The sequence below is a fragment of the uncultured Clostridium sp. genome, from assembly GCF_900547735.1.
GTDB lineage: Bacteria > Bacillota > Clostridia > Lachnospirales > Lachnospiraceae > Otoolea.
Genome location: NZ_URHZ01000004.1, coordinates 34,485 through 48,231, shown reverse-complemented (window position 1 = coordinate 48,231; position 13,747 = coordinate 34,485). Strand labels below are relative to the sequence as shown.

Annotated in this window: 16 protein-coding genes; 6 read left to right on the top strand and 10 right to left on the bottom strand. The window is 51.1% G+C overall.

Annotated elements, in window-relative coordinates; genetic code table 11:
- Nucleotides 1-48: 48 nt before the first annotated feature.
- A complete protein-coding gene (locus QZT18_RS02105; protein ID WP_294143825.1) occupies nt 49-1,281 on the bottom strand; it encodes an MFS transporter in 1,233 nt (410 codons plus the stop codon).
- A 324-nt stretch (nt 1,282-1,605) separates the two neighbouring features.
- On the opposite strand from QZT18_RS02105, the gene QZT18_RS02100 reads away from it, so the two are divergent.
- From QZT18_RS02100 to QZT18_RS02075, 6 genes are all read left to right on the top strand, one after another.
- On the top strand, nt 1,606-2,475 hold the full coding sequence (locus QZT18_RS02100) for a LysR family transcriptional regulator (protein WP_294143824.1): 870 nt from the start codon (nt 1,606-1,608) through the stop codon (nt 2,473-2,475).
- Between the two features lie 481 nt (nt 2,476-2,956).
- Entirely contained in the window at nt 2,957-4,303 is a 1,347-nt protein-coding gene (locus QZT18_RS02095) for a sodium/glutamate symporter (protein ID WP_294143823.1), read from the top strand.
- 39 nt (nt 4,304-4,342) lie between these two features.
- The gene (locus QZT18_RS02090) at nt 4,343-5,095 is read left to right on the top strand and encodes a creatininase family protein (protein ID WP_294143822.1); all 753 of its coding nucleotides are present in this window, start codon (nt 4,343-4,345) and stop codon (nt 5,093-5,095) included.
- 13 nt (nt 5,096-5,108) lie between these two features.
- Nucleotides 5,109-5,945: a carbon-nitrogen hydrolase family protein gene (locus QZT18_RS02085; protein ID WP_294143821.1), complete on the top strand. Its 837-nt coding sequence runs from the start codon at nt 5,109-5,111 to the stop codon at nt 5,943-5,945.
- An 83-nt stretch (nt 5,946-6,028) separates the two neighbouring features.
- Nucleotides 6,029-6,892: a DMT family transporter gene (locus QZT18_RS02080; protein WP_294143820.1), complete on the top strand. Its 864-nt coding sequence runs from the start codon at nt 6,029-6,031 to the stop codon at nt 6,890-6,892.
- 316 nt (nt 6,893-7,208) lie between these two features.
- On the top strand, nt 7,209-8,057 hold the full coding sequence (locus tag QZT18_RS02075) for a MurR/RpiR family transcriptional regulator (protein ID WP_294143819.1): 849 nt from the start codon (nt 7,209-7,211) through the stop codon (nt 8,055-8,057).
- 124 nt (nt 8,058-8,181) lie between these two features.
- On the opposite strand, the gene eutP is transcribed toward QZT18_RS02075, so the two are convergent.
- The 9 genes from eutP to QZT18_RS02030 all read right to left on the bottom strand — a co-directional run bounded on the left by eutP (nt 8,182) and on the right by QZT18_RS02030 (nt 13,699).
- Nucleotides 8,182-8,625 (bottom strand): EutP/PduV family microcompartment system protein, encoded by a 444-nt coding sequence (gene eutP / locus QZT18_RS02070; RefSeq protein ID WP_294143818.1) that lies wholly within the window; start codon nt 8,623-8,625, stop codon nt 8,182-8,184.
- A 3-nt stretch (nt 8,626-8,628) separates the two neighbouring features.
- A complete protein-coding gene (locus QZT18_RS02065; RefSeq protein ID WP_294143817.1) occupies nt 8,629-8,991 on the bottom strand; it encodes a BMC domain-containing protein in 363 nt (120 codons plus the stop codon).
- 13 nt (nt 8,992-9,004) lie between these two features.
- A complete protein-coding gene (locus QZT18_RS02060) occupies nt 9,005-9,550 on the bottom strand; it encodes a BMC domain-containing protein (protein ID WP_294143816.1) in 546 nt (181 codons plus the stop codon).
- Nucleotides 9,551-9,615: 65 nt separating this feature from the next.
- A complete protein-coding gene (locus QZT18_RS02055; RefSeq protein ID WP_294143815.1) occupies nt 9,616-10,965 on the bottom strand; it encodes a 4Fe-4S dicluster domain-containing protein in 1,350 nt (449 codons plus the stop codon).
- A 1-nt stretch (nt 10,966) separates the two neighbouring features.
- A complete protein-coding gene (locus QZT18_RS02050) occupies nt 10,967-11,245 on the bottom strand; it encodes a EutN/CcmL family microcompartment protein (RefSeq protein WP_125141138.1) in 279 nt (92 codons plus the stop codon).
- The gene (gene pduL / locus QZT18_RS02045; protein WP_294143814.1) at nt 11,242-12,168 is read right to left on the bottom strand and encodes a phosphate propanoyltransferase; all 927 of its coding nucleotides are present in this window, start codon (nt 12,166-12,168) and stop codon (nt 11,242-11,244) included. Before pduL ends, QZT18_RS02050 begins: the two co-directional genes overlap by 4 nt.
- A 46-nt stretch (nt 12,169-12,214) precedes the next feature.
- A complete protein-coding gene (locus tag QZT18_RS02040) occupies nt 12,215-12,946 on the bottom strand; it encodes a hypothetical protein (RefSeq protein ID WP_294143813.1) in 732 nt (243 codons plus the stop codon).
- Between the two features lie 105 nt (nt 12,947-13,051).
- The gene (eutM, locus tag QZT18_RS02035) at nt 13,052-13,339 is read right to left on the bottom strand and encodes an ethanolamine utilization microcompartment protein EutM (protein WP_125141141.1); all 288 of its coding nucleotides are present in this window, start codon (nt 13,337-13,339) and stop codon (nt 13,052-13,054) included.
- 72 nt (nt 13,340-13,411) lie between these two features.
- Entirely contained in the window at nt 13,412-13,699 is a 288-nt protein-coding gene (locus tag QZT18_RS02030; protein WP_164516765.1) for a BMC domain-containing protein, read from the bottom strand.
- Between the last annotated feature and the right edge of the window lie 48 nt (nt 13,700-13,747).

Genomic DNA, 13,747 nt, shown 5'->3' with positions numbered 1-13,747 from the left:
TTTTCTCATACGAAATTTTACCTGTCTGCCCCTGATTACTTTCTTTTTTTAATAACCTCTCCTTTCCCTGTACTTGCTGATAAAACTGCCTGTATCTTTATTTTTACGGCATGTCTGCCGGTAATTGATTACGGCAAATGCCGCCGACAGAAGGAAGAATCCCGAAGCCATAAAAAACGGCAGCTTATTCCCCATGCTGTAAATAAAACCTGCAAAAAGCGCACCCAGTACTTTCCCGCCAAACAAAAATGATGTAAACAGCCCCGCTATTGTCCCGCTGTCCCCGGAAGCTCCCTCGTCCGTCACAAGCGCCTGCTGCATTGGAACGTACAGGGAATTGAATGCGTAAAAAATAAAGTTACCCATTATGTAAAATGATACATTTTTGATAAAGGGAACCATGCCCGACGTGACTGCGCATAAAATCAGAACGGGTATGATTGTCTTTCTGGAATTTGTCTTCCGTATCATCCAGAGTCCAACCGTAAAATCCACCACCAGCGCAATCACTCCGATTCCGGCCCGGATCAGGCCGTTGTAGTAATTTGGCAGATTGAGCGCCGCCTTCACGTAATAATTATAGGCATTATCGTAAGCGGTTGTGGCAAAGCTGGACAGGAAGACGGCCGTAAGGAATATCAGGGAAGACAGCCGCAGGGTCCCGGCCTTTTCTTTTCCCTTACCAGGCTGCTCCGCCGGGGTCCCGGGCCGTTCCGGATCCCTTAAGGTAAAACAGATTGCGGCGAAGGATACAAGCATTGCCGTAACCTGAAGCCTGAATACCAGCATAATTGAAAAAGTGCCAATCATTCCCCCGATGGAATAACCAACCGCGCAGCCGATGGTGGCAATGGCGGAATGATACAGCATGAAACGGTACCTGTTCTCTTCCTCCGTCACGTCCATCAGATAGGACATCGTACTTATCGTACTGGCGGAGCAGGCCACCCCGGCCAGCATTCTCCAGACGACAATGCCCGTCTGGGTCACCGAAATGCTGAAGAAACTCTGTGCAACGGCATGCAGCAATATTCCCAATGCAAACACTTTTGTGCTTCCTATGCGCCGGCACATCTTCCCCCAGAACGGGGAAAACAAAAAGGATGCACCCGCCATGGCGGCAAAAGCGACGCCAAACATATAATCCGGCATTCCCAATTCCAGAAAAAGAGCCGGAGTGACGGGATTGACGCAATTTGATATAACGGCAAAGGCGAGATGAAAAATAAGCAGGCGGGTTGCGGATACTCTGCGGTATCCCATTTTAGAGTACGCTGTCAAATTCAGCCTCCTATCTACTGAAGTGATCCTGTTACGGTTCACAGCCCCGAAAACCGCGGTGCCGCCAACGGCAATACGTTTCCTGAAATATCAGCAGTGAATTGTAACATTATCTTTGAAGTTAATTTTTTGTTAATTTTATTTCCCGCCTTTAATTGTAGTATAATGCCTTTTCAGCTATATGTAAAATTGATTATTTAGTGAACAGTAATTAATTTTTTCTATAACTTTTCATTGACTTAACGCAGGAAAGTTGATACCTTTAATTTATCGTAATAACTGCAGAATAATATGGAAACTGCGGAACTAAGGAGGAGTATAAAAGTGAATATAGAAGATATAAAAACATTCCTGTATGTGGCAAGAGAAAAAAATTTCAGCCGGACGGCGGAACTGCTGTACATTTCCCAGTCAGCCGTCACTTCCCGGATCAAATCCCTGGAAAACGAGCTGGGATGCACTCTTTTTGACCGCAATAACTCCTCCGTCAAGCTCTCCGCCCGCGGACATCTCTTCCTCAGATACGCCGAAAGTATTGCCGGTCTTGAGGAAGAAAGCAAGCGTCTGTTTCATCTGTCGGAAAAATATGATTCCTTTCTGACGCTGGGCGCCCCGGACTCCGTCTGGCAGTTTCCGCTGAAGCCCTTCCTCGGCGTCATGCACAGTAACCACCCGCGTACCGCCCTGAAACTTGTCTGCGAGCATTCTATGGCAATTACAAATAATGTTATCGATTCCGTCATCGATCTCGGCGTCACGATTGAAGCCCCGCAGCACAGGCTCCTGGAAACCAGAACGCTCTGGTCCAGCCGCTATATTCTTGTCGCCAGCCCCCTGCTGGAACTGCCCTGCCCCTGCTTTACCCCCGAGACGGCCGGACAGTTTCCCTTCATCGATATGCGCTGGAGCCACAGCTTCTGCGCCTGGCTGGATCTGACCTACCGCACCAGAATTTACCCCTATCAGGCCGACCGTATTTTCCTGTTCCTGAACATGCTCCTCGGCGGCCTCGGCGTTGGTTTCCTCCCCTCCCGGATTGCCTCTTCCCTCCTGGAATCGGGGCAGCTCATCGAAATACCGTACGCGGAATCCGAAAAAGGTCCGCGTGAAGAGGGCTTTCTCATCTATTCCCCGAAACGGGCGAAAGAACTGGAGCCATATATCGAAGAATTTATGAAATTCTCTTTACTGTAAAACAGCAGCACAGCGATCTCCTGCATACCACTCTCATTTTTATGTGGTATGCGGGAGTTTTTAATTTGACGGAACGTTCTCAGAATTTGTTACTGTTCACTCCGTGAGACAGACTGCAGCGGGTGGAAAAAAATAGATTTATTGTACTCTGTTGTAAAAAGTGCCGGATTACAAGCCTGTTTTCTCCTTTACCGGGAATCGTTATTGTATAAAAGGACGAAATTCAAAAGAAACTATGGCGGAGCTGGCTATTTTCGACAAAAATTTCAATCGACTTTCGGCATGAAGCACAATTGACAGCGAAAAAGTAGTAGATTATACTTTATGTATTAAATAATACAAAGTGTACTGCGCAGAACATTTTGCCTTAAGGAGGTAATCAAACAAAATCATAAGGGGAACAAAATTCAAAGTGAACGTAAGGAATCATGGGGAATACCGGATTAATTCCGGTAAAGTATGATACGTAAAGGAGATAGGTATGACGCTGACAGATGTTTTAATTGACTTTTCAATGATCAGTATTCTTCTCGTAGCGGGGGCTTGGCTGAGAAGAAAAATTAAATTTTTACAGATATATTATATCCCGGTTTCATTGATAGCAGGGATTTTAGGACTGCTCCTCGGGCCTCAGGTCCTGGGGAAATTTTCTCCGGTGTGCTTTTCATTTTCATCATCCATCGGACAGTGGGCGGGTGTGCTGAGCGCCATCGTTTTCAGTTGTTCCTTCCTGGGACTTAAGCTGGAAAAGGTGTCCGGGGAAGCAATGCAGACTTATTTTTTAGCCGGAACAATCCATCAGATGCAGATTATCGCCGGTTTGACCGTCACCTTCCTGCTGGGCCTCGTCTTTGCAGACCTGAAATTCGGCTTTGGAATCCTGCCTGTTCTGGGATTTTACGGGGGACATTCCATGGCAATTGCAGGAGGAACTATCTTTGACGACGCGGGCTACATGGCGTCCGGCGCACAGGTGGGCGCCACCTTTGCCACAATCGGACTTCTGACCGGTGTCATCTGCGGAATGTTCCAAATCAACAGGGCGGCTCAGAAGGGCATAACAAAGGTAAAAATGAAACGCGAAGAGATGCCGGAAAGCATGCTGACGGGATTTTATCCGGAGGGTGAACGGCCTTCCATCGGCAATGCGGTGACATCCTCCGCAGCGCTCGATCCCCTTGGCTCCCAGGTCATGCTGGTCGGTTTTATCATCTTATGCGGCCACATCGTGAGGACGGGACTGATAAAAATCAATCCGTTTTTCAAGAATCTTCCTCTGTTTGCCTGCTGCCTGATCTTCAGCGCAATCTTCTGCCTGATGACACAGAACGCGAGAAGGGTTAACGATATGATAGACCGCAAAACCGTCGTGAGAATCTCGGGAAGCGCCCTGGAGTACATGATAGCCGCCGCCCTTGCAACGACCAGCATCAGCGTTTTCACAACCTATGCGGTACCGCTTATCGTGGTTGGCCTCGCGGTCGCCGCAGTTACCTATTTTGCAAGTTTTATCCTGGCAAAATGGATCCTTCCGAAGGACGACTGTTTTGAGACATCGGTGGGGCTCTTCGGACAGTGCTGCGGAGTCCTGGCTACCGGCCTGCTGCTGTTAAAAGTAGTCGATCCCGATTTCCAGACGAATGCGGCTACGAACATTACTTCCTCCAGTACCCTGGGCTACACCTACCAGCTTCAGTATACGCTCGTATTTATCGCGCTGATTATGACCCGCCCGATGTTTGTATACCTGTGGAGCTGGGGACTTCTGCTGATACTTCTGGGAGCCGGAATCTTTTTCGGAAAAAAATACAGGAATAAGACCGTATAAAACAACAGTTCAATAATTGAATTAAATGAGGAGAAAAATATGAAAAATACAAACTGGATAAAAGAAATGAGCTGGACCGAATTTGTAGAAAGGAAAGCCGGCTGTGATACGGTTATCATTCCTGCCGGCGCAATCGAGGTCTACGGCCCGCAGCTTCCGCTCGGTTCTGATTCCATCGTTTCAAAGGCGATCTGCGAAATGGTGGCGGAAAAGACGAACGCGATGATAGGACCGTTTATCGAGGTGGGCGAATCGGCCGCTCTCTATGGGTTCCCGGGAACAATCAAGATTATGCCGCAGACCTATTACCTGATGATGCGGGACATTATGGACTCCTTAGTACACTGGGGTTTTAAGAACTTTATGTTCATCAACATGCACGCCGGCAACGTGCCGATTATCAGCCAGCTTTGCAGGGAATACCAGCGCTCATCCGCAATCACCTGCGCCCAGATTGACTGGTGGAGATTCACCCAGCCAAACTCGGTTGGAATCTGCGAAAACACGGGATGGATGGCGCACGGACATGCCAGTGAATGCGGCACCTCGGTAATGCTCTATCTCCACCCGGAATATGTGGATCTGACCAAAACAGAGTGCATTAAAATGCCGGAGGAATACACAAAATACCCGGATATCGTCACTTACACGGAGTTCATGGACAAGACGCCGAACGGAATCCTCGGAGACGCTACAATCGGAACCAGGGAAAAGGGCGAAGCCATCGTCGCCAAATGCGTTGACAGGATTGTCGCCTTTATGAAGAACGAGTTTAGCGGCCAGCCATCTTAGAAGGAGAAAATACATGAATAAATTTACAGCCGCCGTCGTCCAGATGGATTCCGGCAATGACGTTGACCAGAACCTGAAAACTCTGACGGCCTTTATCGAAGAGGCCGCCTCTAAAAATGCCGCCCTGATAGCAATGCCGGAAAATGTAAACTACGTGGGCGACGAGAGTGCAAAATACGCGGAAGAAATTCCCGGAGGAAAGACATTCCTCACCCTTTCGGCCCTGGCAAAGAAACATCACGTCTGGCTCCACTGCGGAAGCATTTACGAAAAGAATCCAGGCGATCCACGGCCGTATAACTGCACGATGGTAATCGGGCCGGACGGGGAACTGAAAGCCAAATACCACAAGATGCACCCCTTTGATGTCGTAATTAAAAACGGCCCCACGGTCCGGGAATCGGACCGCATCTGTCCGGGGAAGGAAATTGTAACCGTGGATACGAAAGAGACAGGCCACTGGGGTCTTTCCATCTGTTATGACATGCGGTTCTGTGAAATGTACCGCCTGATGGCCTTAGAGGGTGCGCAGATACTGTTTGTGCCGGCCGATTTTACCCTGAATACCGGCAAAGATCACTGGGAGACCATTCTCCGCACCCGGGCAATCGAGAACGGCTGCTATGTAATTGCTCCCGGCCAGTACGGCATCAAGCCGAAGTTCCAGGCCTACGCAAAATCACTGGTCGTGGATCCGTGGGGAAACGTCATTGCCAAGGCTCCCGACCACCCCTGCGTCATCACAGCTGAGATTGACCTGGATTATCTGGACAAGGTAAGAAAACAGGTATTTACCCTGGAAAACCGGAGAGACGATATCTATCAGCTTTGCAGGCGGGCGGAGCGCTGAACTGCGGCGGCCGAATTGTAAGGGATGAAATACAGCGGCCGGATTGCAGCGCTTTACAATTAACAACCAAATAGGAACAAACCATGAAAAAAGGCTTTTTACTTGTAATACTCTCTGCGGTTCTGTTCGGCACAATGCCCTTTTTCGCGAGGCTGATATACGGGATGGGCGGGAATTCCCTTACCCTGTGTTTTCACCGTTTCCTGTTCAGCCTCCCCTTTCTCTGGCTGATTGTCTGCTTCAGGTATAAAATCAGCCTCAAAATTACGGGGAGGGAGTGCAGAAAGATCCTGGTTCTGTCACTCTGGTGCGCGGGCACACCGCTCCTTTTATTTCAGTCATACAACTATATTTCCTCGGGCATGGCGACCACCATCCACTTTGTGTACCCGATTCTCGTGCTGTTTGGCTGCATTGCCGTCTACCGCGAGAAACTCACGGTTAAAAAGACAGTCTGTGCCGTGCTCTGCCTGGCGGGAATTCTGTTCTTCTACACTCCCGGGGAAACGGGAGGCATAAAGGGTGTGATGCTGGCATTTTTTTCAGGGGTTACATACGCGTTTTACGTTCTCTATTATTCCAAAAGCGGATTAGATAAGATGAATACGTTTAAGCTCAGCTTCTATCTGTCGCTTTTTGGTTCCGCAGGCGTCTTTATGACGGCCCTGCTGTCGGGGAACCTTGTATACAAAATGCCGTTTAAGGCCTGGATACTGTCCGTATTTTTTGCTTTCATCGTCTGCGTGATTGCCACCGTAGCCTTCCAGGCCGGGACCGCACGGATAGGCCCCCAGAAGTCCTCCATGCTAAGCACCTTCGAACCTCTGACCAGTGTTGCGGCGGGCGCCGCCCTCTTCGGGGAACCGGTAACGCCGCGTACGGCGATTGGAATAACGTGCATCCTGTGCGCCGTGCTCCTGATCGCCCGCGGTGAAAAGAGCGGGTAACTGTTCACGGGTACTGTCCCGCGAGGCGTTTTCGTGCGTATTTCGCACAAAAATCCTGAGTTACACGGCGCGAAATGGTATTTTATGCCGTTTCTGTGCATCGCGAAGCGTGTTGCTGGGCACGGAGTGAACAGTAACAAGAGCGGGGACGCGTGAGGGGATGATCGCAATAAGTTTTTGACTTATTAAATGTGCAATGTTAGAATTGTTAATAAAGAAGCTGATATGCGGCGTTCCGGCCCTGATAGCGGGCCGGGACGCTTAAGTGATATTGGGAGGAATACTCCAGGCCTCAGAATACGGAGGAGGAATACAAATGGCAGATTTTATTAACAGGGTAACGGCACATTTTGATGAGCTGACAAAGTCGCATAAGGAAGTTGCGAATTATTTTCTGTATAATCTGGATAAAGTAGCGGTGGGAACACTGGAAGATCTGGCCGGGCTGGTCGGAGTCAGCACCACTACGGTAATACGTTTTGCCAGGCAGCTTGGCTATGCCGGATTCACGGAGCTGCAGAAAGATGCACAGAATATTGTTTTAAATAAAGATTCCCTCCCCGGACAGACCGACGGCGAACCGGGAAAAGAGAAGGTGAACAGCAGACTGGCGGCATCCTTTGAGAGAGATATCAGAAACATAGAGAATACAATGAAGGATCTGAAGGAGGAGGAGCTTGACCGCGCGGTCGGACTCATGCAGTCCGCGGATTCTCTTTATATTATGAGTATGAGAATGGGATTTTCACTGTCCTATTATGCCTTCGCAAGCTGGGGACGAATCAGGAAGAACCTTCATCTTATCCGTTTTACCGGAATGGAATATCCGGAAGAAATGGTGAGCATGAAGAAGGGGGACGTATGCGTTGTCTTTGCCTTCCCGCGTTTTACCTCTCTTGCGATTCATCTGCTGGAATGGATGAAGAAGAAACAGATAAAGGTAATTCTGATCACATCCGCGACGTTTGTGGCTGCCAGGGAATACGCTGAGATTGTACTTCCCTGCCGGGTGAAAACCGCATCCTATCAGAATTCGCACGTTGCGCCTATCTGTCTAATCAATTACTTTACGATGGCCCTGACCGCAGAAAACTATGACGAGGCCGCCGAGCTTTTAAGGGACACGGAAGAACTTCTCGGCCCTGCATTCTATATTGGAAACTGACAGGAATTGGAAACTGTTAGAATACGATTAAAATCCTCTGCATACCGAACGCCTTTATCGATCCGGTACACAGGGGATTTTCTTCATATAAAAAACCGTATTCACTTTTTGGCCATATGCCCATCTAAGCAATTTCATCTATCCTGCTTTCCAGCTTTTCAATGCAGCCGTCGTCGCCAAACCCGATCTCCAGGATTTCTTCCGCTCCCGCGATCTCAAGAATTTCCCTTCCCGTCTCAATTCGCTCCGGATCGCTGCAGAGATCGGTTTTTGTAATCACTCCAATCACCGGTTTTCCGCTGAACATGGAACTCATCCTGGGTGAAAATGTATTCTGTTCGTCGGTTGCGGACAGGAGAAGCAGGATCACGTCCGCCTCCACTGCGGTGACAATCAGCGCGCTGTAAAACTGTTTCTGTTCCAGATATTCTCCCGGAGTATCCACAATCCCGTCCCCTATCACCTGGATAGACTGTGTTTTCTGATACTGGACCGTCTCCCTCATCAGACGTTGTCCGAGTGTCGTTTTCCCGCAGCCTATCTTTCCAATCATCATAATCTTCTTCATGGCCTAAGACCTCGTAATTTCCGTCATCGTAAAATGAAGTATCTCTCCCAGAACGCGAAGGACATCTTTTAACGCCGCGTCCACCGCCGCCACATCGCCGCAGATTACAAGGGAACCGGAGAAACGGTCCACAAATACAATCTCCACCTCGGCGGCTTTTGTCGCCACGTCGGCGCCGATGATGGCCCCCTCGCTGGGGGTAATGGTCAGAATTCCCAGGGCTCCCCTGGTTTTGCTGACAACGCCCAGCTTCTTATATAAATCATCATTGGGGTTGGCAATCAAATGAGCCATCGTCACCTGTTTTCCGGGAACAAACTCCTGGATAATCCTCTGTTTTGAATCAAAGGGATTCTGTTCTGTCATACCGCCGTCTCCTTTACAGTAATGCCTCAAAAATCTCTTTCCGCGGACTTGGGATTACGGTGCTGGTCACAGCCAGGCCCTTCTCCTCGCCCGTCGCCATACCGCAGCGCACGGCCTCTTCCACCGCCGCCACTTCTCCGGTGAGAATGGCAAAGGATTTTCCTCCGATTCCCACGCCGAGACGGACATCCATCAGTGTCACATCGGCCGCCTTAGCCGCCGCATCGGCCGCATAGACCGCAGCCGTGACGCTGAAGAATTCCATGACTCCGACGGCGTTCACCCCATCGGGCGTGGTGGAGAGATTGATTGCCTGAATTACCTGCGGATGAACGCGGGGAATCACGACAAAGTCCACAAGATGCGCGTCGACCACTGCGGCTCCCGCATCCAGGGAGGCGCTTACCGCGGCTACGTCGCCGTAAAACAGGATCGTATATTTACCGGGACATACCGGTTTTGCGTATAAAAGTGTCGTGTCCGCCGCCTTCAGGACCGCGTCCGCCGCTTCAATTCCCTTGGCAATACTATTGCTTTCAAGGATTCCGATTGCTTCCATTCTCTGTATGCTCCTTTATCTGAATACTGTCTGTTGCGCAATGCACTACAAAATATGGTAACTTCTTAAGGCCTGATTTCCAGGTACTGTTCCTCTAACACTGCAACTCCGCTTATGGAGGCGTGCAGCGCAGAACCGAGACTTCCTTCCGGGCAGACTGCAATAAGCTGTCCTGCTTCCACCCGCTCGCCGTCTTTTACGACCGGCTGTGAAGGCGCTCCAATACTTTGGCGGAGAGCCAGGCGGACCGTCCCTGATGACGCGGGAGTAATCTCTTTCAGTTCATCAATCCGGATCTCTTCAAACGCCGCCACCCCGGCTCTGGACGCCACCCGTGCCGTGGGCGCCTTGCGCATGTTCCGGTTCGGATCCGGCTCCCACTCACCTTCGGTACGCTGGTAGCGGATGCCTGCCCCGGCCAGTTCCCCTTTCAGCAGGGAATTGACTTTTCTCGGCTGCAGCCCCATCGGACATGCGTATACTTCGCAGATTCCGCACTCGCAGCAGAGCGCCGCATTCCGTACATCCCGATCGTCCAGTATCTCCGTCAAATCGCGGCAGGAGGAGAGTTTGCGCATAATCCGGTGCGGTTCAAGCGGATGGCCGAGCAGTGCCCTTGGGCAGAGCTGGGTACAGAAACTGCACTGGATGCATGCCGATTTGGCACGGTTTAACATGTGTTTCAGCGTGACTTCGGAGCGTCTGGCGATACTGCTGTCCGTGGATAGAACGATAAGTCCCGACATGGTCTTTGTCACGTACGCAGACTCCGCCTCCTCCTTTGTCATGAGTTTTCCCATCATCGGGCCGCCGTTTACCACCACATAGTCCGAAAGCAGCGGGCCTCCCGCCAGTTTCAGACATTCACCGACCGGCGTCCCGATCGGCACCTTCGCAATAACCGGATGTTTCACTTCGCCGGTCACGGTCAGATACTTCTGTGTGAAAGGTCTTCCCTCCATTGCCTCGTAGATGCCGTACAGCGTGGCGACGTTATTTACAACACAGCCCACATTCAGCGGGATTCCTGCGGGCGGCACCACTTTTCCGGTCACTTCGTAGACGATGGTCTGCTCATCTCCCGCCGGGAAAAAGCTCTCAAGCCGGTGAAGCCGGACGTCCGAACCGAGTGAACGGATCGCCTCCTCCAGGGCCCCTATTTCTCTTGTATAGGATGCTTTAAGCGCAATGACGCAGCCGCCTGCCCCCGTCTCACGAAGCAGCATATCCGCGGCCTTAATCAGTTCCCCGGCCTTGTTTCTCATGAGATAGCGATCCGTCTGCAGAAGCGGCTCGCATTCTGCTCCGTTAATTATAATAGTCTCAATTGTTCCATTGTATTTTGCGTGGGTCGGGAAACCGGCTCCTCCGCAGCCGATTATTCCGGCCTGATAGATAAGTTCCGTCAGATGCATATTACTCACCCTTTTCCTTTGAGATCTCGAGGGAATCAATAATACCGACAATGGCGCTGTCGATTGGAGAGTCATCGGAACCGATCGCCCGTCTGGCCGTACTTCCGCTTACCACCAGAACCTGTTCTCCGATTCCCGCTCCGACGGAGTCGGCCGCCACAAAGGTGGCCCCGTTTCTCCTGTTTGTCGTCACTTCCCGCACAATCATCAGTTTATGTCCGTTCAGGGCCTCTTCCTTTTTCGTTGCCCATACATGGCCTACTACCTGACAAATCATCATATAGCCTGCCTCCTCCCCTGCCAGAGGACTTCGATTCCCGACTGGCGCAGAACGTCTTTTGCAGAAGGCGTCAGAATGACTCCCTTGGCCACCGTTAGCGTTGACTGTTTTTCGGACGCAAACCGGCGCGCCACCGCCTCGGTGATCAGTTTTCCTTCAAAAACCGCACCGCCTGCGGCTGGCTTCGGCGCTTTCCTGTCCGCTTCTTCTACTGCTATGGCGGAAATTTCTTCACATTTGCCGCTTCTGCATGCCTGCTCTGCGCATACGTCTCCCAAAACCCTCATTCTGGCGGTGGCATTCTTTGGCAGCATACACGCATTGGCCTCGTCAAAGTCAATGTGCATGGCAAGCGCCGCCTGGCTGCTGACGCGGCAGATGACGTTTTCAAGTGTTATCTTCCGTTCTCCGCCGATGGTTACGGAAACTCTCTGTCCGTCCGTAATGCCGATTTCACCGGCCTCGGGCGGCGTAATATGGATATGGGCCTGTGCTATGATCACGCTCTCTTTTGCAAATATCATTCCTTTGGGACCGATAATATACACATCGCCCGCTCCCGCCAGATCTCCCGACATGCATATCGGCGCGTCGATTCCCAGCGCCCTGCAGTCCGTCAGAGACAGCTCCGTCTGGACTTCCTCTCTCTCCGGTCCCAGCACCGCCACGTTTTCAATTCTTCCTTTGGGCGTCACCAGGGTGACCCGTTCCTCACTCAGGAACTGTCCCGGCTGGGATAACGGCCTCTTTGGCGTCAGCTTCGCCCCGGCTCCGAACAACTGTCCGACCGCCTCTTTTGTCAGATGGACGTGCTTGGCCGAAACCTCCACCGGAAAATCGAGAGGCAGCTCCCGGCCCGTCACCTGATCTCCGCATTCTGCAAGAACACGGAGGATAATTTCCTGTATCTGTTGTCTATTCATAAAATCCTCCCAGGGATAAATCGGGATTGCAGTCCCTCGTGTCACTCTAATGTAATCCTGATACAACACGGCAGAAAAGAATATAGATGCCGCTGCTCAGCCGGTTTAAGTGTTCAATAATTCCAAGCGGATCGCCCTGCGGGAAAGCGTTTGCCGCGCTCAGCTCCGCCTCCCTTACCTGTGTGCGTAGAAGATTCAGCTCAAGAGCCGTTTCCCCCATCGTGCAGTCGGGAATCGGGTGCTCTATCCCGAAGTACTCCTTCACATTGTGGGACATACGCCTGATTTCAACGTGTTCTAATCCAAACAGCCGCACCTCGCTTAGAGGCTCTTCTTTCACCTCAGCCCCGAGGATTTCCCTCAGATACTGAAGGACACTGTCCAGATCCCGGCAAAGCTCCGGGTTATCCTGATTTTTTGCCTGCATCAGCAGTACGTGTGCCTGCAGCCCGTCTATCCGGCCGCGGAGTTCAATGCGCGGATGGGTCTTGGGAACCAGGAGGTTTCCACGCAGATGGGTCATATCCTCCGGTTTTTCCCCATAACCCTCACCGGTAGCAGCATCAATATACGTGCGGCTTCCCTGTTTTTTGATTGGGGTCCGGGTCATTGCGGCATGAGATGACGGGTCCACGCAGTCAAATATCAGTTCCACGCCGCGGTCACGGAGGAATTCTTTTGCCGACGGTGTGACAAAAGTGCCCTGCGGCACCCGGTATTCCCGGTCGGCCCGGGAAATCTGTTCCGTCCTTAAATCTGCTTCCGTCAATACTTTCATAGTTACTTTCCCTATTCTTTAAACGCTGCTGTTGTAACGGTCCGGACAAGTCTGAACGTTCATCTTCCGAAGCGTGTTGCTGGTCACGGAGTGAACAGTAACATCCTACTCGGCGTTCTGTACCGGCAGAATCAGTTCAACCTCGCCGTGCGGACGCGGAATTACATGTACGGATACGAGCTCACCGATGTTTCCCGCTGCTGCCGCTCCTGCGTCGGTTGCCGCCTTTACGGCTCCCACGTCGCCGCGTACCATTACCGTCACAAGGCCGCCGCCCACATGCTCTTTTCCGATCAGTGTCACGTTGGCTGCCTTCACCATTGCATCGGCTGCTTCGATTGAAGCAACCAGTCCTCTTGTTTCTATCATTCCCAGTGCCTGTAATGCTGCCATGATTTACTCTCCTTTATTATTGTAACTATTCAGTACCTTCATAGTTACCGTTTTTGTGTGTCGCAACGCCTGTTACTCTACGTCCAGTTTCGGCAGAATCAGTTCTACTTCTGCATGAGGACGCGGAATTACGTGTACGGAGACGAGTTCGCCCACGCGTCCGGCTGCTGCCGCTCCCGCGTCGGTTGCCGCTTTTACGGCTCCTACATCGCCGCGTACCATTACCGTCACAAGGCCGCCGCCTACATGTACCTTGCCGATCAGAGTTACGTTTGCCGCTTTAACCATTGCATCGGCTGCCTCAATCGAACCAACCAGTCCCTTTGTTTCTACCATTCCCAGTGCCTGTAATGCTGCCATAATCTTTTCCTCCTTGGATTTGTTTCATTATTGTTTCATTATTATTTC